We start from the raw sequence: 22519 nt of genomic DNA, 5'->3' as shown, positions 1-22519 counted from the left end.
AAACTGCACAAAAATGCAATTTTTCATCGTCTAAACTGCACGAAAATGCAATTTTTGCAAACTCACTGAACGGCTGAATCAACATTTATTGAATCATTAACCATGATGGAATCATTAACGATGGTCGTCTCGGTCTCACCTTTTATTTTCGGTGTGTCATTGGGCAGTAAAAGACTCATAGCGCCTAATATCAACACGACGCCAATGAAAATGCCGACCCACTTCCATCGGTCTTGCAAGTCGAGTTTCCAATATTCTATCGATTTGCCATCAACGACACCATTGAGCGAGGAATCAAAATGTTTCTCGTCGTTGAAAGCGAAGTACAAAGGTTCAAGCGTAAGTTCCTCAAAACCAGGATTCGCTACGGACTTTGCGTCTCGCACAAACGGACTGAAATCAAAAAGCGTCTTGATGCTGAAAAACACAATGGCTGCCAAGACGACCAAACCATAAATCCAGACAATATACTGACCTAAAAACTTAATCAACAGCAAGATGATTATTGAAGTCGCTACACCAATGACGAGAGGAACGAAACAGCCAAGACTGTCAAAAAGCTTATAAGAAACTATGATTGTAACAATGCCTAACACAATAAAAAACCAACTATTAATCTGAATCGAACTTGTATCGACAGTTGGATTGGCATAAAGACTGATTATGATTTTAATGAATAAATATATTGCCGGAATAAAAGCCAAAGCCACGGCCAGCACCTTTTGGATGACGCTACGCGCCCAGTTGCGCTTGATTTTGCCTTTGGCATTGTCCGAAACAGATTGAGCTTCTGTACGTGCTTCGATGAACCTCTCGAAATTTTCGTTGTCGGTATCGGCCACACCCAAGGCTTGAACGTATTGCTCCAAAAGTTTCTCGTAGGCATATTTCGGTTTAAAGTCGGCATTGGGGTTTTCTTGATATTGCACCGCGAGCCAGCCGCGCAAACCCTTGTCGTTCTGCAAATCGTATTTCAGTTCCTTTTTTGGAGCCTTCAGGAAATCATCGAGATTTTTCAGCACTTGGCCTGTGCGCGAAAGACGATATTCGGGCATTGCGCCATAGCCGACGATGGCTTTCATTATCGCCACCTGGTCCTTATAGTTTCTGTCTTTCGGACCGGCTTTTTTCTCATCGTCTTTTGAAGGAGTAACGCAGTAACCGAACCATTTGCGCTGTTTCGCAAAACGATTTCCCTTGTGGTCGAAAAACCAAGGCAGATAGTCGGCATCGCCACCATTCTGGAAACTCCAAACGATGTTGTAAGCCAACTCAGGACCATAAATCTTTTCAGCTTTCGCCCCGTCGAAATCGCTCAAAAGCGCGTCGTCATCGGCGTTGTTCTTCGTGAAATAGAGATAATACACCTTGTTGAGCAAGCGCCCGATGGCTTCACCGGTCATGGCATAGTCGGGATGCTTGACATCGCAGCAAAGGTTAAGGTCGCAGAAAGGATTCAGCGTGTGGACGGCAGCCAAAAAGCCCATGGTTTCGTCGTCGGGATAGTCCTCTTCGACAATCTTTTCGATTTCGACTTGCAATTCAGGGCAATACTCAAGCCACTTGCTGATTTTGCCGCTGTAAAGGAATTTCTTAGCCAGATCGGCATCTTCAACCATGAAAGCAGCCAGTTCTTCGGGAGTGTGCGCAATCTGGTTTTTGCTGCTGTTATATATGATATTGAGACCTTTAGCCTTGGTCTCGTCGTAAATCTCAACTTTCTTTCCTTTGACGAAATCCTGAATCTGTTTCAAGCCCCAACGATGGGCCGGATCTCGGGTCAGCAGTCCACGCGTGATGGTAAACAGGGGTTCGGGCATGTCGGTAGGCACTACGATGCCATCGTGGGCTTTTTGCATGGCCATCAGCGTTTCCTTGGCGCGGAAAGCCGATTCGCCATACCAAAGGCTGAGAATGGTCATGCCCAATGAGTAGAAATCGGCGGCGGGGGTCAGGTTGCAGTAGGTCTTGTTGTCGATGATGACCGTGCTGGCAGGGTCATAGACTTCGGGCGCGGCATATATGGGAGTCCGGCTCTGCAAAGTCTGCACCTTGCCGTGGTCGAGAATATCGGCAATGCCGAAATCGCAAAGCAGACAGTCCCAAGTCGATTCGTTGTTAACCAATATGTTGGCCGGTTTCACATCCTTGTGAATGAAACCCAAGCGATGACATTGGTCGAGCGCCATGGCCGTCTTCAATGCGATTTTCATGATGGCGTCCTTGTTGCCTTTCAGGTTGAAATCGCTCACTGCCCCTTTCGGACAATGTTGCATCAGTTCGAAGAAACGCTGCTCGCCCTGGTAGTTCATGGTGCCAAAATCGTAGAGGTCGATGAGGTAGCCTTTGCCACACAACTGCTTCACCAAAGGAAGGACGGATGCGTTTAAAGTGTAGCCTTCCTTATAGATTTTCAGCACTTTGCCATCATCTCTTACAATGATGTCAGCTTGCGATCCACAGTGCAAAGTGTCACCTTGCGGGGCCGTTGCTGTGCCTTGTGGAGCCGTAGCCGTTCCTTGAGGTGCTGTTGCGGTACCTTGTGGAACTGTAGCGGTATCTTGTGGAGCCGTTGCCGTTCCTTGCGGAGGCTGCTTCTTTGCGCTTTTCAATCGTTCGGAAAGGTCTGACATAATTTAGTCCTCATATTTATATTCCTTAGTGGTTTCCACCACATCCTTGTCAACAATGATGGTTTCGTACTGCCAGGTTCCGCCGCGCCATGGTTCGCAGCATTCGCTGGGCTGATTGTGGAAACAGCCGCAATAGTTGCACACCCAGCCTGTCCTGACTTTTTCTTCGGTATGGATATGTACCTTGCGAGTAGTTTCGATGGCGACCTTGCGTGCCGAATAATAGTTGTATTGCTCTTGCGGTGTGCTGCCAGCGGGAGGTAGCATTTCGTCAAAAAGCTGGTTGATGTCTTTGACAACTTGCTGATATTCCGCCTTGACTTGCTCTGCATCGAATGTCTCGGCTTGCTGGCCAAGGAGTTCCAGTAAACTCTGTTCTGCTTCGGTGACCTGAACTTGTTGCTTTTCGAGCAAGGATTCCAGTTCGACAGCACGGTCGATGAGTGCCGCCACCTGTTGCACTTTCGGGTCTTGCTTGGCCTTTTCGATGGCACGTTGGGCTGCCTTGGTGAGGGCTGTGTTGCAATGGCGGCAATAGGAACGTACATTCAAAGTGCCGCAATTAGGACATTTTACGCCGCTGGCGGGCATACCACATTCCTCACACACGCTTTCGCCAGATTCCATTGGTGCACCACAAAAAGTGCAATAATCAACGAGTTTCTTTCCGCAATGTGGACAAAATTCAGCCGTCTTGTCGATTTTGGCACCGCAATGCGGGCATTTTCGAAGGTCGGAAGGATGTTGTTCAGCTTTAGTCTTAGGCTGGACTTGCTGCTGCGTGCGTATTTGCGTTCTCTTGTTGTCCATAATCAGAAAAAGGTTCAAAAGTATAATAATTCTCTTACACACGATGAGATTCCCGCCTGCGCGGGAATGACGGCCTCAAAAAAAGGCCGTCTATGAGCCGAAGAGTTCAAATCAACCATCACCAAAGTTTAGCTAATAGAACTGATGGATGGAATGAAGTTTTGGCGGATGCCAGCAGTGAGGAAACTAAATATCACTTCATCGCTGAAGCCAAACTGCTGGTGCCCGATTTGGAACATGAGGTCGAGTTCCTTCTGGTCGAACTTGTGGTCGGTCACCGTCAGGTTAACGATATAACTGAACAAGTCGGCTTTCATGTCAGGATTGATGTCCAGGATTCTTTGCACGCTCTCGTTGAAAATCTTGCAGCAGTCGCCTTGACTGACTTGTTCCAAAATCGACATCGGGAACATGTAATAGCTCGACATGGAGAGCAGTATGTGCTCGATTTCTTCCTGCGTGACCTGTCCGTCGGCATTGGCCATGATGAGACCCGCCGAAGCCATGAAATACACCATGTAGTCCTCAATTTCCTCGGTGTTGAGTCGCGCTATGGCATCGATGAGCACATTCATTCCATCGTTGAGTTCCTTTTCAGTACGCGCATTGGCAAACAAGTTGAGGGCCTCAATGCGGATTGGGCTGACCGGATGCGTGTAACCATCGTTAAGGCTCAAGCCCTTACCGTTGATGTAGTGTCCCAAAATGTTTCTGTTTTCCTCGATGAACGCTGGAATATTGACTTCCATCTTGTCCAGTTTCAGTCCTGATTTTAGCTTGAATTCTGATGAAATGCAGGCCTCAAGGTCCTTTACGGCAAGATAACCGTAGCGGTCGGCGAAGAGTTCGCTCATCTGCTTCCACAGGAAAAACTTATAGCGCAAAGGCAAGGGCAGGTTAGGCATTCCAGTTTGCGGATCGGGCGGAAAAACGAAACTGATGATGTCTTTCAGGAACATGTTTTCGTCGGCAAGATGGCCCAGTTCGTGACCCACCACCGAGCAGAGTTCCTTTTCGCTCATCACATCAATCAAGGCCGAATTGATTTGCACGATGTAAGGGCTATCAGGGTCGATGGAGGTATAGCAATAGGCACCCGCATTGAGTGAGGAACTGCTGACGACAAAGAAATCGACGGGATGCACGAAATTCAGCGCTTCCTTCACGCCTTCAAGCAGTTTGTAAAGATGCGGCGTGACGCTTTCGCTCACCTTCAGGCTTTCGCCTTCCATTTTGATGCGCAAGTGGCGGTCATCCATCTTGTCGGCACCGATGCGTTTCATAAGATCGTAAACCACATCGCCCTGAAGCGCTTGGTAAAGCTGTTCGGTGAGTTGTCGGTAGCGTGGTATTTCAGGCAACAGCAGGTTCTGTTTCTTCTGCTGCATCCGGGCTTTGTATTCTGCTGCGTTCATAACGGAATATTATTAGTTGGCAATGTTTAGCTCCATGCATCAAATCTGCCATCGTCGTCGTAGTTATCGTCATCGAGACAAATGTTTGCGATGGTGGCGCCCAAGGCTTCCAGCACGCGGCGCAAGGCGTTGATATCGTAGAAACTCATCGGGTTGTGGTCGTCGTCTTCAAGCGTCAGGATGATGTCGCCGGCAATAGGTTCGCGAGAAATTTTTTGCCCGACGCTGTTAATCGGCAGCCGTTTCTGCTGACCGTTTTTGTCGGTCCAGCCCGTCACCTTTTCCTCATATCCGGCCTTATGCCCGATCTCGAAGAGTGGCTGCACGCGCAAGGCGTGAAGTCGGTCAGCACTAATGAAATCAGCCATTTCGCTCCAATTATCGACATCAAACTCGATGATGTCGGCAGTGGCATCGGTATGGACAATGGCAATAAGCGGAATACCTTCGTCAATGAGGCCGCCATCGGTTTGTTCCTCATCTTCTTCTGCCGGTGCAATATTCTCATACAAAGGCAGATAGTATTTCTCGATCTCCTCCTTGAAATCATCGAGTTGTCCATTCTGATAAGCTTCAATGACATCTTCCAAACGGCTGTCGTCGCCATTGCGATAGGCGCAAAGCAGGCAGAAGGGTCGGAAACTTTCGGGGACTTCGACAGGACAATGGCCTTCATCAATCATCGTGGCCATCATGCTGTAGCAGTTTGAACTGAAGTACGCGGCTCCAAGGTTGAACCAATCCCAGGCCTCTTCGTCGTTTTCCTCGAACCCGAAGTTGCCGAAATAATAGTTTTTACCCATTATCCATGGCGCTATGTTGTCGCCCAATTGGTAGCCTTTCTCCAGATCGGCCTTGATTTGTTCCGTCTTCCTAATTTGTTCTCTCTTGCTGAGCTTGTCATATTCATTCTTGGTAATGTCGCCTCGCAAGGTATAACAGAAAGCATCGTTATGCTGGATGCCAATTTCGACATATTTGTCGAACATTTCTTTCTCGGTCAAATTGCCATTCTCGTCATAGCACATCATCAGGATGAGACTGCTTATCGATTCGTAGAAACCGAAACTGATTGCTTGAATATAGGCATCTTCAGCCTTTTCAATGTTGCCCACTTCCTGATAGGCACGGCCCAACAAATCGTAATATTCAGGTTCAATTTCAAAGATATCCTTTTCGTCATCGCCCGTGACATCTTTCAGAATATTGGAAACAAAGTCGAGTATATATTTCGGGTCAGCCTCGTAGTCATTCAAGCCATACATGATGTCCTTTGCCTTCTGATAGAACGCCTTAACGCTGCCCTTTTCGATGGCATCTTCGCGGAGCTTGAGGTATGTCTGATTATCGACTTGCCCAAGGAGACTGACATGTTTTTGATTATTGGCTTGCTTTACGCGGCCATCGCGGTAAAACAAGGACAAGGCAAAGATAGCGTCACCGATGCCTTTGTCGGCAGCGGCAACGAAAAGGTCGTAGGCTCGCTTCATCGAGTCTTCATCGGGCTGAACCAGCTGGTGATAGCGGCCCAAGGCATATTTCGCAATGGCATAGCCCTCATCGGAGAGTTTCTTCATCTCGGCGACTTGCTTGTCGGTGAGCATGTACATAGGATACACGCCGCGAACGATACGCAAGAAGAGACGGCGAGCCGTTTCATCAGCCAACGCCGCATAGAACAACTGGTCGAAAGCACCCGACATATCGTTATCCATAAGGCATTGGGCTGCTTTATTGAGGCGGATGTTCAGTTCCTTGCGGAACTCTTCTTCCGTCATTTCGCCATTATCAGCCGTGCCTTCGGGTTCGCTTTCCCGAATCTCCTTCATGAGGTCGTCATAGATGATATCGACAGCCTGCTTGCCATCATAGCCGAATTTTTCGCAAATATGCTCGGCAAGACTCCTTTTCTGCTTATCGATGACGCCATCGGAAAACATCATGGAAACGAGGTTCTTCATGTAATCCACCTTGTCGTCATCAGACTTCGGAATCTCGATAATGAGATTGTCGCTGTCTTTAAAGCATTGGTCAAGTTCGGCTTGCGTAAGGCCAAATTCCTTGGCTACCAGAAGAATATAATCATGCTCATTTTGCGTAAGCTGACCATCGAGGCACGCCATGCTGATGAGATTTGAGACATGAGCCAACTGGGCTCGTTTTGTCGGGTTGAAGAGTGGCATAATGACTATATTAAGGGACCTCAAAATACTATTTTTCTCTAGTGCCATTTGACTCAGCACCGAGGCCCTTTAGGTGCAAAGCCAAATAACACCGCAAAGTTAGCATTTATTTCTTTGTTTCCACTTGTTTGTTGATTTTTATTTTCCCAAAGCGATTTTGTCAAGTGATTTGCAATCAATATAATACAACAGAAACCTACAGAATTTTCTGCAATATTGGCCGATGAAATTAAATCATTTGAAATAGTTTTATTTGAAATAAAATGATTTGAAATAAGATTATTTGAAATAAAGTTATTACATTTGCAGTAAAATTACAAAAAAAACGCCATGGACTTACCATTTGTTTACGGAAAATCAGCAAAAGACGAATTCTTCACCGATAGAGAGCAAGAAAGCAAGAGCCTTACGGAAAACCTTAAAGGTCTGAATAACATCATCATCATTTCGCCCAGAAGATGGGGAAAAACCTCATTGGTCAACAAAGTAGCCAACGAAATCAAGCAAGACAAGAGATACTATGTAGCACAGTTAGATATTTTCAACTGCCGCACCGAAGAACAGTTTTTCAGGACCTACATCAACGCAATACTGAAAGCCTCAACGAACAAATTCGAGGAATTCACCACTGTGATTAAAAAGTACTTAGGTTCCTTCGGTCCCAAAATCACGCTTTCCGACGACTCGCAAAGTTACGAAGTTGGATTAGGCATTGGATTTAAGGACAAGGATTACTCGCAAGACGAAATTCTGGATTTGCCGCAACGCATCGCTGCCGAAAGAGGGAAAAGGTTCATCATCTGCATCGACGAATTCCAAAACGTGAACGATTACGCCGACCCGATAGGGTTTCAACGCAAATTGCGCGCCCACTGGCAGCACCACAACAGCGTAGGTTATTGCCTCTACGGCAGCAAACGCCACATGCTATTGGATATTTTCGGCAATTACGAAATGCCGTTTTACAAGTTCGGCGAAATCATGTTCCTTGAAAAAATAGCCAAAAAGGCTTGGATACCTTTCATCACCACAAGATTCGAGAAAACAGGTAAACACATCAGCGACGGACTTGCAGCACTGATAGTCGACAAGGTGGAGGCGCACCCCTACTATGTGCAGCAACTGGCGCAACAAGCCTGGCTTCATACCCAAAGTGATTGCACGGAAGAAATTGTCAACATAGCACACGAAAGCATTGTCAACCAACTGAACTTATTGTTCTGCAACCTGATTGATTCCTTAACGCCGAAACAGATAAACTTTCTGCATGCCATAGCCGATGGTGTAAAAAACTTTTCAGCAAAAGAGACCTTGGAAAAATACGATTTAGGTTCATCCGCAAACATAAAGAATCTGCGCAACGCCATGCTACAGCGCGACTTAATCGACATCATTCCTGGTCATAGCATAGAATTGCAAGACCCGATATTTACCTATTGGCTGAAGCAGCAGAAGCCATAAGCCTCCACTATTTTAAGGGTGAGGACATGCCCTCAGCTTATTTCCACCATGCCAGCAAGGGCGCTGCCGCTTGCGCGACGCTCGCCTTTTTCGACAAAAGCGACATACACCAGATAATTCCCTTTTCTCATTTCGGAAACAGCAGCGATGCAGCTTTCATCAGAACGACACGACTCTGTCAAATCCCAATGCACCAGCATTTTCTGTTCCTCATAGAACAAGATCAGGAGTCTATCGGTGGCATTTGAACTGGTGGCACTGCTATTGTCGGTCCAGCGGATTTCCGCCTTGCCGTCACTCACGGCAACACACGCATCAAGCGGCTGAGCCAACGAGCCTGACACGACAGCCACCTTCTCCACCTGAACTGTAAGCGTTGCCTCATCGACAGCCTTCAAAACGCGGCCCACTGCCTGTTGGTAAGGGTAAGCGCGACTCGAAGGCTCGTAATTCGTCTCATTGAGGAACGCTTTCAAAGGTTCCAAAAAGCGATGGACAACAGCCATTTTGCTCACTTGGAGGCTTTGCTTTTCGTTCAAAGTGTATTTCCTGTTTGGCTTTGTCCTCAAAATGCTGCCAAACCGGGGATGATCCACCAGCACGGCATTCCCGACCATGCCACTGAAATTGCCTGTTTTCGGATTAAATCTTGCCATAATTCTTTCTTTTTATCGTGCTGCAAAGATAATCAATAAAAGCAGACCGGACTATACCAAAACCTGTATTTCTACATAATTTAACCATTATTAACATATAGATAACCATAAAGTAATGGATAAACTATGGATAAATAATGGGTAATTTATAAATTTATTAATTTTCGTTCACGACTAGGAAGCGTTGAAATAATTATCGTTCCATCTACAGTTATTTGCGTTTCCTTTTTTACTATCTTTGCCCTCTCAAAATATACCTTATTAATATAAGCAAGTCATGTGGAAATTAGCATTTGTATGGATTGGAGCCGTCATCCTGTTTTTCGTCATTTGGGCATTGGCGGCAAAACTCATCAGACGCGCCTGCGAGAAACACGATGCCGAGAAGAAAGAAGAAAGCTCTGTCACGAAAAACAATTCCACACACGACAATCTTAACTCTTAAATCTTTGAATTTTAAATCATTAAATAATAAAGCGTTTGACCATAAAAGATATAATTGCAGAAAAAACAGTAAGAATTGGTTCAAAAGTCAAGTTGGTTATTGGTTTTCAGTTATCAGTTATCTGTTTTCAGTTTTTCAAAAGTTCAAAATTGTTCAAAAAGTCCAAATGTCTAATGGTCAAAATGTCAAATAGTCAAATCACTAATTATTAAATCATAAATAACAAACACACAATGAAATACGACGTTATCGTTATAGGCAGCGGTCCTGGCGGATACGTGGCTGCCATCAGAGCATCACAATTGGGAAAACACGTTGCAGTGGTCGAAAAGGCCGAAGTTGGCGGCATTTGCCTCAACTGGGGCTGCATCCCTACCAAAGCCTTGCTGAAAAGCGCACAGGTTTACAACTACATGCAACACGCTGAAAACTACGGCATTAAACTGGAAGGCGAAGTAAAGCCCGACATGGAAGCCGTAGTCGCACGCAGCCGCGGCGTCGCCGACACCATGAGCAAAGGCGTTCAGTATCTTTTCAAGAAGAACAACGTTGAAGTGATTGCCGGTTATGGCAAGCTGACTGCCAACAAGCAAGTTGAAGTGACTGATGCCGAAGGCAATGCAACGCTTTACGAAGCCGACCACATCATCCTTGCCACAGGTTCAAGAGTCCGCGAATTGCCAGCTTTGCCTATCGATGGCAAGAAAATCATCGGATACCGTCAAGCCTTGGTCTTGGACAAACTGCCTGAAAGCATGGTGGTTGTCGGATCGGGTGCCATCGGTTCGGAATTCGCTTTCTTCTTTACCTCGATGGGTGTGAAAGTCACCTTGGTGGAATTTCTGCCAAACGTGGTGCCGAATGAAGACGAGGAAGTCTCCAAACAAGTGGAACGCGCTTTCAAGAAGCTGAAAATGACCGTGATGACGGAAGCTTCTGTCACCAACGTTGACACGACTGGCGAGAAGTGCGTTTGCACCATCAACACGAAAAAAGGCGAAAAGACCGTTGAAGCTGACATCGTGCTTTCAGCCGTCGGCGTTCAGACCAACATCGACAACCTTGGTTTAGAAGAACTGGGCATCACCTCGGAACGCGGCAAAATCAATGTCGACGAATACTACCGCACCAATGTGGCTGGCGTTTATGCCATTGGCGACATTGTCCATGGTCCGGCACTGGCTCACAAAGCCGACCACGAAGCCATCATTTGCGTGGAAAAGATTTGCGGCTTAGACCCGAAGCCATTGAATTACAGCAACATTCCAGGCTGCACCTACACCACTCCTGAAATCGCATCCGTCGGTTTGAGCGAAGCCAAAGCCCTTGCAGCAGGTTACGAAGTGAAGATTGGCAAGTTCCCATTCACCGCATCGGGCAAAGCTACTGCTGCCGGCAACCGCGATGGTTTCATCAAGGTTGTATTCGATGCCAAGACCGGCGATTGGTTGGGCTGCCACATGGTTGGCGACAACGTGACCGAAATGGTTGCCGCTGCCGTTCTGTGCCGCGAACTGGGGGCCAAGGGCGAAGACATCATCCGTGCCGTGTTCCCACACCCGACCATGTCGGAAGGCATGATGGAAGCTGCCGCTGCCGCTTATAATGAATGTGTACACCTTTAATTAGTTTGCAGTTAGGAGTGAGGAGTTAGGAGGATTTTGAGGACTATCCTTAACAACCTTCTGATTTCAGACTCGATTCGCATCTATACTCCTCACCCCTAACTCCTAATTCCTAACTTTATATCATGGAAATCATAGAAACAAAAATTAAAGACCTTGTCATCATTAAGCCAGATGTGTTTTTGGACCAAAGAGGCTATTTCTTCGAGTCTTATAATAAAGAACGTTTTGCTGCATTAGGCCTGAATATGAATTTCGTTCAGGATAACGAATCCAAATCGATGAAAGGTGTTTTGCGCGGATTGCACTTTCAAAAAGAGCCATACGCACAGGGCAAATTAGTCCGAGTGGTGAAAGGTGCCGTGATGGACGTGGCCGTCGACATTCGCAAAGGCTCGCCCACCTTCGGGCAATGGGAGTCAGTAGTGCTAAGCGAAGAAAACAAGTTCATGTATTGGATTCCTGAAGGTTTTGCACATGGTTTTGTGTGTCTGGAAGACAATTCTGTTTTCACCTACAAATGCACCAATGTCTACAACAAGGCCTCGGAAGGCAGCATACGCTGGAACGACCCCGACTTGAACATCAACTGGAAAATTGAGAACCCGATCCTGTCGGAAAAGGACAAGGTTTCGCCGATGTTTAGGGAGTTTTGCGATGGAATTTAAGCCATTAGCCTTTAGCCATTAGCTGTTAGCTTTTGTCTGTCCAGAGGTTGAATGTGTTTTTGGAATTATTTGAAAGATTTCTGTTATTCTTTGCTTGACGAACAATTATTAAGAGCGATTCTGACATGAAGAAAAGAAGCATTATCCTGATAAGTTGTCTGGCGGTTCTGCTGGTCTGTGGAATTGCAGCCATTACTTATTGCACAGCCCAAGATTATGCCGACGACGAGATGGAACGATACGTAGGCACAGACCGCGAATTTCTGACTTTCGACAAAATCGACCATCCGACCCACGACATCGAACTACCCGAAAGCCTTGAGTTTTGCGGCGAAGAAGTGCCTTTGGATTTGTTTTATGTCAGAGAAAGTCTGGAAAGGGAAATCCTCGTCAATTCGTATTTACACTCCAGCACCTTGCTCCTGTTGAAGCGCACAACACGTTGGTTTCCAGTGATGGAGCCTTTGATGGAGAAATACGGTCTGCCTGAAGATTTCAAATATCTTTCGATGATTGAAAGCTCACTCACCAATGCGGTTTCGCCATCAAAAGCAGTCGGTTTCTGGCAGTTCCTTGAAAGTACGGGAAAAGATTATGGTCTTGAAATCGACAAAGAGGTGGATATGCGCTACAATGTTGAAAAAGAAACCGTTGCCGCTTGCAAATACCTGAAAGAATCCTATCGTAAATATGGCAGTTGGATTTTAGCTGCGGCAGCATTCAACTGTGGCAACGGCAGAATCACACGCACTATTAGCGAGCAAAAAGTCGACTCATATTTCGACATGATGCTTCCACAGGAAACCGAACGCTATGTATTCCGTATCCTTGCCTTGAAGGTCATCACGGAGAATCCAGAAAAATACGGATTCCAAATCAGTGATAACGGATGGTATCAACCACTTGAATATAAAACCGTTACAGTAACCGAAAGTATTCCTGACCTCGTTGATTTCGCCATTAGTCAAGGAACAAATTACAAGATGCTGAAATATTACAATCCGTGGCTCAGAAGCAACACTTTGACTATTTCTGCTGGCAATAGTTACCAAATCAAAATACCGACAGGAAAATTTGCTAAAACGCACAAGTCTGGAGTTAGGAATTAGGAGTGAGGAGTTAGGAGGATGAGGAGGAATTAGGAGTGAGGAGTTAGGAGTGAGGAGTTAGGAGTTAGGAGTTAGGAGTTAGGAGTTAGGAGTTAGGAGTTAGGAGTTAGGAGTTAGGAGTTAGGAGTTAGGAGTGAGGAGTTAGGAGTGAGGAGTGAGGAGTTAGGAGTGAGGAGTTAGGAGTGAGGAGTGAGGAGTGAGGAGTGAGGAGTGAGGAGTGAGGAATTAGGAGTTAGGAGTTAGGAGTTAGGAGTGAGGAGTTAGGAGGATATAAAGAATCAGAATAGAAATTTAAGTAATTAATTATCAATAATTTAAATTTAAAAAATAATCTTATGGAAGAAAAGAATACCGTGAAGTTCAAGAGCAGACAGTTTGCAATTGATATTATTATGCTGTATAAGTGGATTTGCGAGAATAAAAAGGAATATGTTTTGTCCAAGCAGATTCTTCGTAGTGGAACTAGCATTGGTGCGAACATCGCCGAGGCAGAATCAGGTATCTCAAAAAAAGACTTTCTCTCCAAAATGTATATTGCATTCAAAGAAAGTTGCGAGACTTTATTTTGGCTCGACATTATGCATGCAACTGAATATATTGATGACACAAACTTCAATGAACTAAACGAGAAATGTTCCGAATTGAACAAAATGCTTAGTTCCATTACAAAAACCGTCAGAGAATCATTTGAATAATAATACATTATTAAATTAGCACAATCTTAATATCATTCAGAATCCAAAAATACTCCTAACTCCACCTTCCTAACTCCTAACCATTTATGAACGACTTTTCGGAAGATAAGAACCTTGAGATTTTAGGCGTGCGCGAAAACAATCTGAAAAACATCGATTTATGCATTCCGCGCAATGCGTTTGTCGTGATTACCGGCCTTAGCGGCAGCGGAAAATCATCGTTGGCTTTCGACACCATTTATGCGGAAGGTCAGCGGCGCTATATGGAGAGTTTTTCAGCCTACGCCCGACAGTTTATCGGCAACATGGAACGCCCTGATGTTGACAAGATTACGGGACTAAGTCCTGTGATTTCAATCGAACAGAAATCGGTCAACAAGAACCCGCGTTCCACCGTCGGCACCATCACGGAGATTTACGATTTCCTGCGTTTGCTTTATGCACGCATTGGCGAAGCCTATTCCTATAACACGGGCGAAAAGATGGTCCGCTACACCGAAGAGCAAATCACCGATTTGATTCTCAACGACTTTCGAGGCAAACGCATCAATATCTTGGCTCCATCGGTCAGAGGCAGAAAAGGCCATTACCGCGAACTTTTCGAACACATCCGCCAAGCGGGATTTACGAGAGTGCGCATTGATGGCGAAATGCGCGAAATTGAATTCGGCATGATGGTCGACCGCTACAAAACGCACAATATTGAAATCGTCGTCGACCGAATTGAAGTCAACGCAGATTCTGAAACACGCATCAAGAAATCCGTGCAGACGGCTTTCCGCTACGGCAAAGGTCTGCTGATGGTTTTGCCTAATGATGAGTTAGGAGTTAGGAATGAGGAGTATAAGAATGCTACAGCCAACTCCTCACTCCTCACTCCTCACTCCTCGCTCAGATATTTCAGCCGACTCTTAATGTGCCCGACGACAGGCATCTCCTACGAAGACCCAGAGCCGAACACCTTTTCGTTTAACTCGCCTTACGGTGCCTGCCCAAAATGCAACGGCCTTGGCGAAATCACCGAAGTCGATAAGGAGAAACTGATTCCAGACCCTAATCTCAGCATCAAGAAAGGCGGTTTGGCACCGGCCGGCGAATATAAGAGCGGAGGCTGGATTTTCAAGCAACTGGAAGCCATCGGCATGAAATACGGTTTCACCCTCGACACGCCAATGAAAGACATTTCCGACGAGGCCATCGACGTCATTCTTTACGGCACCAACGAGTCGTTTGAAGTCAAGCACGAATATTTGGGAGTCACTTCAAAGGTGAAAATCAATTTTGAAGGTATCATCAATTTCATTGAAGAACAGAATACCGAGGACGCGCCGGCTTCCATTTCACGCTGGGCAAGTTCGTTTATGAACCACAAGACCTGCCCTGTTTGCAATGGTTCGCGTCTGAAAAAAGAGTCACAATATTTCCGCATTGCGGGCAAGAATATCGCCGAAGTGGCCGAAATGGACACGCTGAGTTTGGGCAAGTGGATTGAAGATTTGCCAAGTCAACTCACTGAAAGACAGAACGGAATCGCCAAAGAGATTTTGCGCGAAATCGACAAACGCGTTCATTTTCTGCTTGACATCGGCATCGATTACCTCAACATGAACCGTCCGGCAGGCTCACTTTCGGGCGGCGAGGCGCAACGCATCCGACTGGCAACGCAAATCGGCTCGCAACTGACAGGCGTGCTTTACATTCTGGACGAGCCAAGCATCGGACTGCACCAACGCGACAACCACAAACTCATTGAATCTCTCAAGGAATTGCGCGACATCGGCAACTCGGTCATCGTCGTCGAGCACGACAAAGACACCATGCTGGCGGCTGATTATCTCGTTGACATCGGTCCTGGCGCAGGACGGCATGGCGGCGAAGTGGTCTTCGCCGGAACGCCAAAAGAAATGGAGCAAGGTCATTCCATCACTTGCGACTACCTCAACGGAAAACGCAGCATTGAGATACCGAAAGAACGTCGCAAAGCCTTAAAAGACAATTTCTTAATATTAAAAGGTGCAACAGGGCACAATCTGAAGAACGTTGATTTGAAGTTGCCACTCGGCATGATGATTTGCGTGACCGGCGTTTCGGGTTCGGGCAAATCAACCCTGATTAACGAGACGCTCTCCCCTATCCTTTGCAAGAAATTCTACCGTTCCGTGAAGGAACCTCTGCCCTACGCTTCCATTGAAGGCTTGGACAAGATTGACAAAATCATCGAAATTGACCAAGCCCCGATTGGACGCACGCCACGCTCCAACCCTGCCACCTACACCAAGGTCTTCGATGACATCCGCAAACTGTTTGGCGAATTGCCAGAATCGAAGATAAGAAACTATAAATCAGGTCGTTTCTCATTTAATGTAAAAGGCGGACGCTGCGAAGCTTGCAAAGGCGCAGGCGTGAAACTGATTGAAATGAATTTCCTGCCTGATGTTTCGGTAGTCTGCGAGGAATGTCAAGGCAAACGCTACAACCGCGAAACTCTGGAAGTGCGCTACAAAGGCAAATCCATCAACGATGTGCTGGACATGACCATCAACGAGGCCGTCGATTTCTTTGAGAACATTCCTTCCATCGTGCAAAAAATCAGGACTTTGAAAGATGTCGGTTTAGGTTATCTCACTTTGGGCCAAGCCTCTACGACCATCTCGGGAGGCGAAGCACAACGTGTGAAACTGGCCACCGAACTTGCGAAACGCGACACGGGCAAAACGTTGTACGTTTTGGACGAACCAACAACAGGCTTACATTTCGAGGACATCAAGGTGCTGATGAATGTACTGAACAAACTTGTCGACAAAGGCAACACTGTCCTCATTATTGAGCACAACATGGATGTCATCAAGATGGCGGATTACATCATCGACATGGGTCCGGAAGGCGGCGAAAGAGGCGGCACCATCCTTTGCGAAGGCACGCCTGAAGAAGTGGCGCTTTGCGAAAAAAGTTATACGGCGAAGTATTTGAGGGAAGAGTTGTAGAGACACGATAATTGCGCCAAAATCGTGTTTGACTGAAGATTGAAAATCATTTTTCCAAAGCAATGTTCCAAGGCTGAATTTGCGAAGGACGGAATGTCCCAGTCCAATTTTGATAGCCAGCTTTTGATACCAGAATCTGCTGTATTTCAGATTGTTTTTCAAAAGGGATTTCTATTGAGAACCGCCCCAGCGAATCTGATGTGGTTTGAATGTTTTGTATGGTGATTTGAGCATTGGCTACCGGCAAAGCGGTTTCGGCATCAATAATGGTGCCGAAAATCAGTCCCAAATCGTTGTTGCGCTTTATGTTCAGATTGATGTTGCGTTGCACTTTGACGGCCGTATCGATACTTTGATAGCCATCAGCTTTGAAAACAATGTGGATGTTTTTGTCGGAGCGGCTCACTTCGTCCAAAACGATACTCGGGCTGTCGCCAGTAAGGGTGTAGCTGTGCGGCTGATGATTGCCGTATTGACAAATGATTTCTCCCTTGTCGAAAGGCAAGTTTTCAATACGGAAAACACTGTCTTCCTGAATATTGACTTTCGTATTGGCAGGTGCAAAATAGTGGAATGCAAAGGCGACGGCCATCAGCACGGCCACCACGGCAGCCAATATGAAGTAATGGCGGCGGCGCATCTGGCGGAAGGCTTTCTCGCGCGAGATGAGGATGGCGGCCCGCAGCGACAGCTCGTCCTTGGCAAGAAGCTGTTCGACAAGACGCGATGCTTCATTGCCCGCCGTCCCGTTCAGGTAGCGTGCCAGCATTTCAGGTGATATGTCTTTCCTATTCTTCATCTTTTTTTGCCGTTAAGTTTCTTTCCAAGTTCTTTTTTCGCCCGCTTGGTGAGGTTGTATACTTTCTGCTGCTTGCAGTGCATTTCCGCAGCAATGGCTTGCGAAGTCATGCCGCTTAATAATGCCATCAGCACATATCGATAGCGAGGATTTCTAATGCTGTTGATGGCTTGATAGAGTTCATACTCAGTTAATTGCTTGTCAATTTCTTCTAAGAACGCAGCCAAAGAGTTTTTAGTGTCTTCTTCCTCGACAGACTTTGGTTCTCTGTCAATTACACCGAGATCTGTTTTCTTGTCTGCAATGAAATTGATGGCAGATGTAAACAGGAATGTGTCTAAAGAAGATTCAAAGCGGAATAAACGAAGGCCATGCCAGTCGTTTTCATTGAATTTCAGATAAAGCTCGTGCAGCAACTCTTCATCATGCTGAAAATCAGTATTGAAATTGCGCTTGACAGCAGCCAGCACTTTCTTGTAACGGTAGTAAAACAAGTATTCGATGGCTTTAGCGTCATTGGAAAAGACGAAATCCAACAATTGCTTGTCGGACAGTGCTTTCCAATATCTCAGCTCATCGTCGTGCATCGGCTTGATGTGTTACTTGCGGTAGCTTTCGGCTTCCTCCCGATAGCGTTTTTCATCGGCCTCGTTGCCTGTGGTCTTGCTCAGTTGAGCCAGATTGTTGAGTATCATGACAATTTGAAACCTGAAGGTCTCGGGGCTGAATTCGTAGCCTTCGCGGCCAGCGGCCAATGCTTTTTCATATAGTTTTCGGGCATCTTCCAGACGGTTCATCCCGACCTCGAATTTTGCATTTGAAATGATGCAGTCGATATAGTTTTTCTTGAAGAAATTTGTGATGTAAGGTGTTCGGTTCTCCCAAATGTCGAGGCTTTGGCGGAAATAATAGTCGGCGCTGTCGGCTTGTCCTAATGGCCAGTATATTTGAGCCATCGTGTTCACAAAAGCTGCCTGAAGGGGATGATAGCTTGGGTCGAAACGACAGATGGTGTCGGCAATTTCAACGGCTTCTTTCGCGTAGGTTAAGGCTTCCTGGTATTGTTTCTTCTGCTTGTAGAGCATGGCCAGACTGTTACATTCGTTGGCGTATTCGCCGCGATAGATGGTGTCGTGCTCCAACATGATTTTACGGCATTGCATGGCCTGCTCGATGCAATAGAGTGAGGAGTCTATTTCTCCCATTCTAAAATAGGTGAGACCCAACATGTGCAGAGGATAGTTGAGGCGAAAGGCTCTGTAATAATTGTCTTCCACCTGTTCGGCATATTGCAGCGAAGTTCTCAGATATTGTTTCGCCTTGTTGAAGTCGTTTTGGGTTTGTGCAATCTTGCCAAGTTCCTGATAGACAGCGCTGATGGGGCCTGGGTCGGTTTGATCGCGTTGGAAGGCTTCGTCGGCAAAAGCGTAAGCCTCGTCGAAACGTCCCATGATGATGAGGAACTGTATGTATTTGAGACATTTAGTGACGTTGGTGCTGTCGCTGTAGGCGACGGCGCGGTAGATGTCGCTGGCGCGTTGTATGTTTTCGTCGCCGCCAATGGCCAAGCGCAGGTCGGCTTCGTTGAGTACTTGCTTTTCAAGGATTACGAGGGCTTGTACGGCATCGTCGCGCTGGGCGATTTTCTCCTTCATCTTTCCGAAGGCGTCGGCATCTTCATAAATCTTGATGGCGCGTCCGATGTCGCCTTCGCTGAGGGCTTGGAAGGCGGAACGGCTGACGGCATCCAAGTCGTCGCGGTTGATGCGTGAGAAGAGGTCGGCATAGTGGTCGGCTTGCTCCAAAGCTTTTGCGAGCTGCTGTTCGGCTTCGGTGGCACGCTGCTCATACTCGGCGGCGGTTATCTTGGCTGCCTCCAATTCCTTCTGAAGTCGGGCTATGGTGGCGTCGTGTCGGCCAACGTGATACTGGTCGATGATGTCGTAGTAGTGAGCGCGTGCTTCGGCCAATTGTTCGGGGCGCACCATGACGATTTCTAACGTGTCTTTCTCCGTGAGGATGATGCCCGATTTCAGCACTTGGGCGTTGACGATTTCGAAGCCAGGTTTCGTGATGCGCAGATTGTAGATAATGTCGCCCGGAATGTGTTTCTTGAAGCTGAGCAGGAAGATGCCGTCGTTGTCGGTAGTGGTGGGCTGCACGTCGGTAGCCGAGAGGCACACTGCCGAAGCACCCACAATAGGCTTGCCGTCGGAGTTCAGTTCGGTAATGCGGCCAACCTGCACGACTTGTGCCGAAAGCATGGAGGCATAAAAAAACAAAAACGTTATAATAAAGCATCTCTTCAGATGGCGTTTGAAAATACAAGTCATTGCAAATTACGTTAGTAATAAAAAACGTGCAAATTTATCGCTTTTTTCACATTGCTGACTTTGGAAAAACGTCATAGGGTAAATTTTGCCACAAAAATAACGCTTCTATTTGCGATAGCTGTCGGCTTCTTCACGATAGCGTCTTTCCTCGGCTTCGTCACCTGTGACCTTGCTCAATTTTGCCAATTCGTCGAGCACTTCAATAAGGATAGGAGTAAATTCTTCTTGGCTGAATTCGTATCCTTCGCGGCTGACAGTCAAGGCTTTTTCAAGCAGTTCTTGCGCATCTTCAAGGCGGTTCATCTCCACATTGAAATTTGCGTAGTGGATTAAATCGATTGCATAGTCTTCTTTGTAGAAATTTATGATGTAAGGTATCCGGTTTTCCCAAATATCCAAGCATTGACGGAAATAATAGTCGGTGCTGTCGTTTTGCCCCATCGACCGATAGATTGTGGCTACGGAGGAAACGTAGGCCGACAAGCAGGAAAGATGGCCGGGGTCGTATTGGCAGACCTTTTTTCCTTCCGTAACGGCTTCTTTTGCGTATGCCAGGGCTTCCTGATATTTGAGCTTCCGATTATAGAGAACGGCCAGACTGTTACATTCGTTGGCATACTCGCCGCGATAGACGGTGTCGGCATTCAGCATGTATTTCCGGCACTGCATGGACTGTTCAATGTAATAGAGCGATGAATCGATGTCACCTGTCTTGTAATAGATGAGGCCCAACATGTGCAACGGATAGTTGCTGTGATAGGTTCGGATGAATTCGTCTTCCACTTTCAGTGCATATCTTAAAGACTCTTTTTCGTACTTTTTTGCTCTGTCGAAGTTGTTTTGCGCCTGGGCGGCTTTGCCTAATTCCTGATAGACGGCGCTAAGTGGCCCTGGATCGGCATGTTTACGCTGGAAGGCTTCGTCGGCAAATTCGTAAGCTTCGTTGAATTGTCCCATGTTGATGAGGAACTGCAGGTATTCGACACAATTTACGATATTTGTGCTGTCGCAATAGGCGATGGTGCGGAAGATTTCGCTGGCGCGTCGTATGTTTTCGTCGCCACCGATCACCATGCGAAGGTCGGCTTCGTTGATGGCTTGAGGCTCTAAATCCTTGATGGCTTGGACGGCATCATCGCGCTGGGCAATTTTCTCTTTCATTTTGCCGAAGGCATCGGCATCTTCATAAATCTTGATGGCGCGTCCGATGTCGCCTTCGCTGAGGGCTTGGAAAGCGGAACGGCTGACGGCATCTAAGTCGTCTTTATTGATGCGCGAGAAGAGGTCGGCATAGTGCTCGGCCTGTTCCAAGGCGATTTTGAGTTGCCTTTCGGCTTCGGCGGCACGCTGCTCATATTCGGTGGCGGTTATCTTGGCAGCTTCCAGTTCCTTTTTCAGCTGGGCGATGGTGGCTTCGTGACGGCCGACGTGATAGTGGTCGATGATGTCGTAGTAGTGGGCGCGGGCTTCGGCCAGCTGTTCGGGGCGTGCCATGATGATTTTCAAGGTGTCTTTCTCAGTCAGAATGATGCCTGATTTCACCAACTGGCTGTTGACGATTTCGTAGCCTGGCTTAGCGATGCGCAGGTTGTAGATGATGTCGCCTGGACAGTGTTTCTTGAAGCGGAGCAGGAAAATTCCGTTGTTGTCGGTGGTGGCGGGCTGCACATCGGAGTCCGAAAGGCAGACCGCTGAAGCACCCAGAATGGGCTTGCCATCGGAGTTCTGCTCGGTGATACGGCCAACCTGCACGACTTGCGCCGAAAGCAACGGCACAAAGCAGGACAAAACCAATAACAAAAAACATCTTTTCAGACTATATTTTGAAAAACAAGTCATTACAGACAATATTGAAAAACACGGCAAAATTATCGGTTTTTCACATTGATGGCATGGGAAAACCGAAGATAGAGTAAATTTTGCCACAAAAGATTTACGATGGTTGTCTATGCTTGTTCCAATTCCTCAGCAGAGAGTCCTGTGAACTCCATAATCATTTCCGATGACATGCCGTTTGACTTCATCTTTTTGGCCATTTCAAGCATGTCTTCTTTGTGTTGTTCCGTCCTGCCTTTCGCTTCGCCTTTGGCCAAACCTTCTTCAAGACCTTCTGCCTTACCTTCAGCTCTACCTTCTGCTCTACCTTCTGCTCTGCCTTCTGCCCTGCCTTCTGCCCTACCTTCTGCCCTACCTTCAGCTCTACCCTCAGCTCTACCCTCAGCTCTACCTTCAGCATGGCCTTCGATGCGTGCCGTGTCAAACATATCGTTCTGAATCATGATGTTGTCGATGTGGCGATCGTAGGCTTTCCTTTCCTTTTCCGTCATTGAGAGATATTCCAGTTTTCGCTTCGCTTCGCGCAGACCGGGGGCAGTTGTGCTTTCGTCGATGTCGCCATCCTTCAGATAACGTATCCATTCATCCAAGTGGTTCTCGGCAATCTTGTCAAACGACTTGACGCGGATAAGGTAGTATTCGGGGAACACGTCTTCGGGGGCCTTCATGTTCAGACCGTCCCTTTCCCGCTCCGTAATCTGGAGCGTGTCGTGCTTGGTCAGGCCATGGAAAACAGTCTGGCCACGGTAGATATAGTCCTCGCCCTTGCCAAGGTCGAAATACAGGATGCTGATGGAGTACACTTTCTTCACTTGGTCGTACTTGTTTCCCTTGTGGATGTGCTCGGTGATGGCATTGGCGACTCCA

General features: G+C 46.9%; 17 protein-coding genes. 7 read left to right on the top strand and 10 right to left on the bottom strand.

The window, feature by feature from the left end; translation table 11 throughout:
* Positions 1-62 precede the first annotated feature (62 nt).
* The 4 genes from AC06MN_RS01540 to AC06MN_RS01525 form a co-directional block, all read right to left on the bottom strand.
* Complete coding sequence (locus AC06MN_RS01540; protein ID WP_475670595.1) at positions 63-2633, bottom strand: protein kinase domain-containing protein; 2571 nt, start codon at positions 2631-2633, stop codon at positions 63-65.
* A 3-nt stretch (positions 2634-2636) separates the two neighbouring features.
* Positions 2637-3443 (bottom strand): zinc ribbon domain-containing protein, encoded by an 807-nt coding sequence (locus AC06MN_RS01535; protein ID WP_475670594.1) that lies wholly within the window; start codon positions 3441-3443, stop codon positions 2637-2639.
* Between the two features lie 128 nt (positions 3444-3571).
* Positions 3572-4858 carry a M48 family metallopeptidase gene (locus AC06MN_RS01530; protein ID WP_475670593.1) on the bottom strand — a complete coding sequence of 429 codons (1287 nt, stop codon included), beginning with the start codon at positions 4856-4858 and terminating at the stop codon, positions 3572-3574.
* A 26-nt stretch (positions 4859-4884) separates the two neighbouring features.
* Positions 4885-7041 (bottom strand): hypothetical protein, encoded by a 2157-nt coding sequence (locus tag AC06MN_RS01525; RefSeq protein ID WP_475670592.1) that lies wholly within the window; start codon positions 7039-7041, stop codon positions 4885-4887.
* 330 nt (positions 7042-7371) lie between these two features.
* On the opposite strand from AC06MN_RS01525, the gene AC06MN_RS01520 reads away from it, so the two are divergent.
* The gene (locus tag AC06MN_RS01520; RefSeq protein ID WP_475670591.1) at positions 7372-8502 is read left to right on the top strand and encodes an AAA family ATPase; all 1131 of its coding nucleotides are present in this window, start codon (positions 7372-7374) and stop codon (positions 8500-8502) included.
* A 32-nt stretch (positions 8503-8534) separates the two neighbouring features.
* Here AC06MN_RS01520 and AC06MN_RS01515 read toward each other — a convergent pair whose 3' ends face one another.
* Positions 8535-9158, bottom strand: a complete 624-nt coding sequence (locus AC06MN_RS01515) for a DUF6266 family protein (RefSeq protein WP_475670590.1) — start codon at positions 9156-9158, stop codon at positions 8535-8537.
* 277 nt (positions 9159-9435) lie between these two features.
* Between AC06MN_RS01515 and AC06MN_RS01510 the strand changes: the two genes are divergently transcribed.
* The 6 genes from AC06MN_RS01510 to uvrA all read left to right on the top strand — a co-directional run bounded on the left by AC06MN_RS01510 (position 9436) and on the right by uvrA (position 16684).
* Positions 9436-9603 (top strand): hypothetical protein, encoded by a 168-nt coding sequence (locus tag AC06MN_RS01510; protein ID WP_475670589.1) that lies wholly within the window; start codon positions 9436-9438, stop codon positions 9601-9603.
* A 233-nt stretch (positions 9604-9836) separates the two neighbouring features.
* Entirely contained in the window at positions 9837-11228 is a 1392-nt protein-coding gene (lpdA, locus tag AC06MN_RS01505; protein WP_475670588.1) for a dihydrolipoyl dehydrogenase, read from the top strand.
* A gap of 125 nt (positions 11229-11353) precedes the next feature.
* Positions 11354-11896 (top strand): dTDP-4-dehydrorhamnose 3,5-epimerase, encoded by a 543-nt coding sequence (rfbC, locus tag AC06MN_RS01500; protein ID WP_475670587.1) that lies wholly within the window; start codon positions 11354-11356, stop codon positions 11894-11896.
* Positions 11897-12021: 125 nt separating this feature from the next.
* Positions 12022-13005 (top strand): lytic transglycosylase domain-containing protein, encoded by a 984-nt coding sequence (locus AC06MN_RS01495; RefSeq protein WP_475670586.1) that lies wholly within the window; start codon positions 12022-12024, stop codon positions 13003-13005.
* A gap of 335 nt (positions 13006-13340) precedes the next feature.
* A complete protein-coding gene (locus AC06MN_RS01490) occupies positions 13341-13700 on the top strand; it encodes a four helix bundle protein (protein ID WP_475670585.1) in 360 nt (119 codons plus the stop codon).
* Positions 13701-13786: 86 nt separating this feature from the next.
* Positions 13787-16684: an excinuclease ABC subunit UvrA gene (uvrA, locus tag AC06MN_RS01485; protein WP_475670584.1), complete on the top strand. Its 2898-nt coding sequence runs from the start codon at positions 13787-13789 to the stop codon at positions 16682-16684.
* A gap of 46 nt (positions 16685-16730) precedes the next feature.
* Here the strand turns inward: uvrA and AC06MN_RS01480 are convergent, their stop codons facing one another.
* From AC06MN_RS01480 to AC06MN_RS01460, 5 genes are all read right to left on the bottom strand, one after another.
* The gene (locus AC06MN_RS01480) at positions 16731-17483 is read right to left on the bottom strand and encodes a carboxypeptidase-like regulatory domain-containing protein (RefSeq protein WP_475670583.1); all 753 of its coding nucleotides are present in this window, start codon (positions 17481-17483) and stop codon (positions 16731-16733) included.
* A complete protein-coding gene (locus AC06MN_RS01475; RefSeq protein WP_475670582.1) occupies positions 17480-18070 on the bottom strand; it encodes an RNA polymerase sigma factor in 591 nt (196 codons plus the stop codon). Before AC06MN_RS01475 ends, AC06MN_RS01480 begins: the two co-directional genes overlap by 4 nt.
* 12 nt (positions 18071-18082) lie before the next feature.
* Positions 18083-19765 (bottom strand): tetratricopeptide repeat protein, encoded by a 1683-nt coding sequence (locus tag AC06MN_RS01470; protein ID WP_475670581.1) that lies wholly within the window; start codon positions 19763-19765, stop codon positions 18083-18085.
* A 156-nt stretch (positions 19766-19921) separates the two neighbouring features.
* Positions 19922-21616, bottom strand: a complete 1695-nt coding sequence (locus AC06MN_RS01465; RefSeq protein ID WP_475670580.1) for a hypothetical protein — start codon at positions 21614-21616, stop codon at positions 19922-19924.
* A 146-nt stretch (positions 21617-21762) separates the two neighbouring features.
* The coding region (locus tag AC06MN_RS01460; RefSeq protein ID WP_475670579.1) for a nuclease/transposase family protein at positions 21763-22519 on the bottom strand (757 nt) is incomplete at its 5' end.

Source organism: Candidatus Limimorpha sp. (genome assembly GCF_056203535.1).
Note: the sequence above shows the minus strand (reverse complement) of the source record. Positions and strands in the feature narration are given on the sequence as shown.

Bases quoted from the DNA above. Each gene is read 5' to 3' on its own strand.
- AC06MN_RS01535 (WP_475670594.1), bottom strand. From the start codon at position 3,443: ATGGACAACAAGAGAACGCAAATACGCACGCAGCAGCAAGTCCAGCCT.
- AC06MN_RS01475 (WP_475670582.1), bottom strand. From the start codon at position 18,070: ATGCACGACGATGAGCTGAGATATTGGAAAGCACTGTCCGACAAGCAA.
- AC06MN_RS01510 (WP_475670589.1), top strand. From the start codon at position 9,436: ATGTGGAAATTAGCATTTGTATGGATTGGAGCCGTCATCCTGTTTTTC.
- lpdA (WP_475670588.1), top strand. From the start codon at position 9,837: ATGAAATACGACGTTATCGTTATAGGCAGCGGTCCTGGCGGATACGTG.
- AC06MN_RS01530 (WP_475670593.1), bottom strand. From the start codon at position 4,858: ATGAACGCAGCAGAATACAAAGCCCGGATGCAGCAGAAGAAACAGAAC.
- uvrA (WP_475670584.1), top strand. From the start codon at position 13,787: ATGAACGACTTTTCGGAAGATAAGAACCTTGAGATTTTAGGCGTGCGC.
- rfbC (WP_475670587.1), top strand. From the start codon at position 11,354: ATGGAAATCATAGAAACAAAAATTAAAGACCTTGTCATCATTAAGCCA.
- AC06MN_RS01520 (WP_475670591.1), top strand. From the start codon at position 7,372: ATGGACTTACCATTTGTTTACGGAAAATCAGCAAAAGACGAATTCTTC.
- AC06MN_RS01525 (WP_475670592.1), bottom strand. From the start codon at position 7,041: ATGCCACTCTTCAACCCGACAAAACGAGCCCAGTTGGCTCATGTCTCA.
- AC06MN_RS01490 (WP_475670585.1), top strand. From the start codon at position 13,341: ATGGAAGAAAAGAATACCGTGAAGTTCAAGAGCAGACAGTTTGCAATT.
- AC06MN_RS01495 (WP_475670586.1), top strand. From the start codon at position 12,022: ATGAAGAAAAGAAGCATTATCCTGATAAGTTGTCTGGCGGTTCTGCTG.
- AC06MN_RS01540 (WP_475670595.1), bottom strand. From the start codon at position 2,633: ATGTCAGACCTTTCCGAACGATTGAAAAGCGCAAAGAAGCAGCCTCCG.
- AC06MN_RS01515 (WP_475670590.1), bottom strand. From the start codon at position 9,158: ATGGCAAGATTTAATCCGAAAACAGGCAATTTCAGTGGCATGGTCGGG.
- AC06MN_RS01480 (WP_475670583.1), bottom strand. From the start codon at position 17,483: ATGAAGAATAGGAAAGACATATCACCTGAAATGCTGGCACGCTACCTG.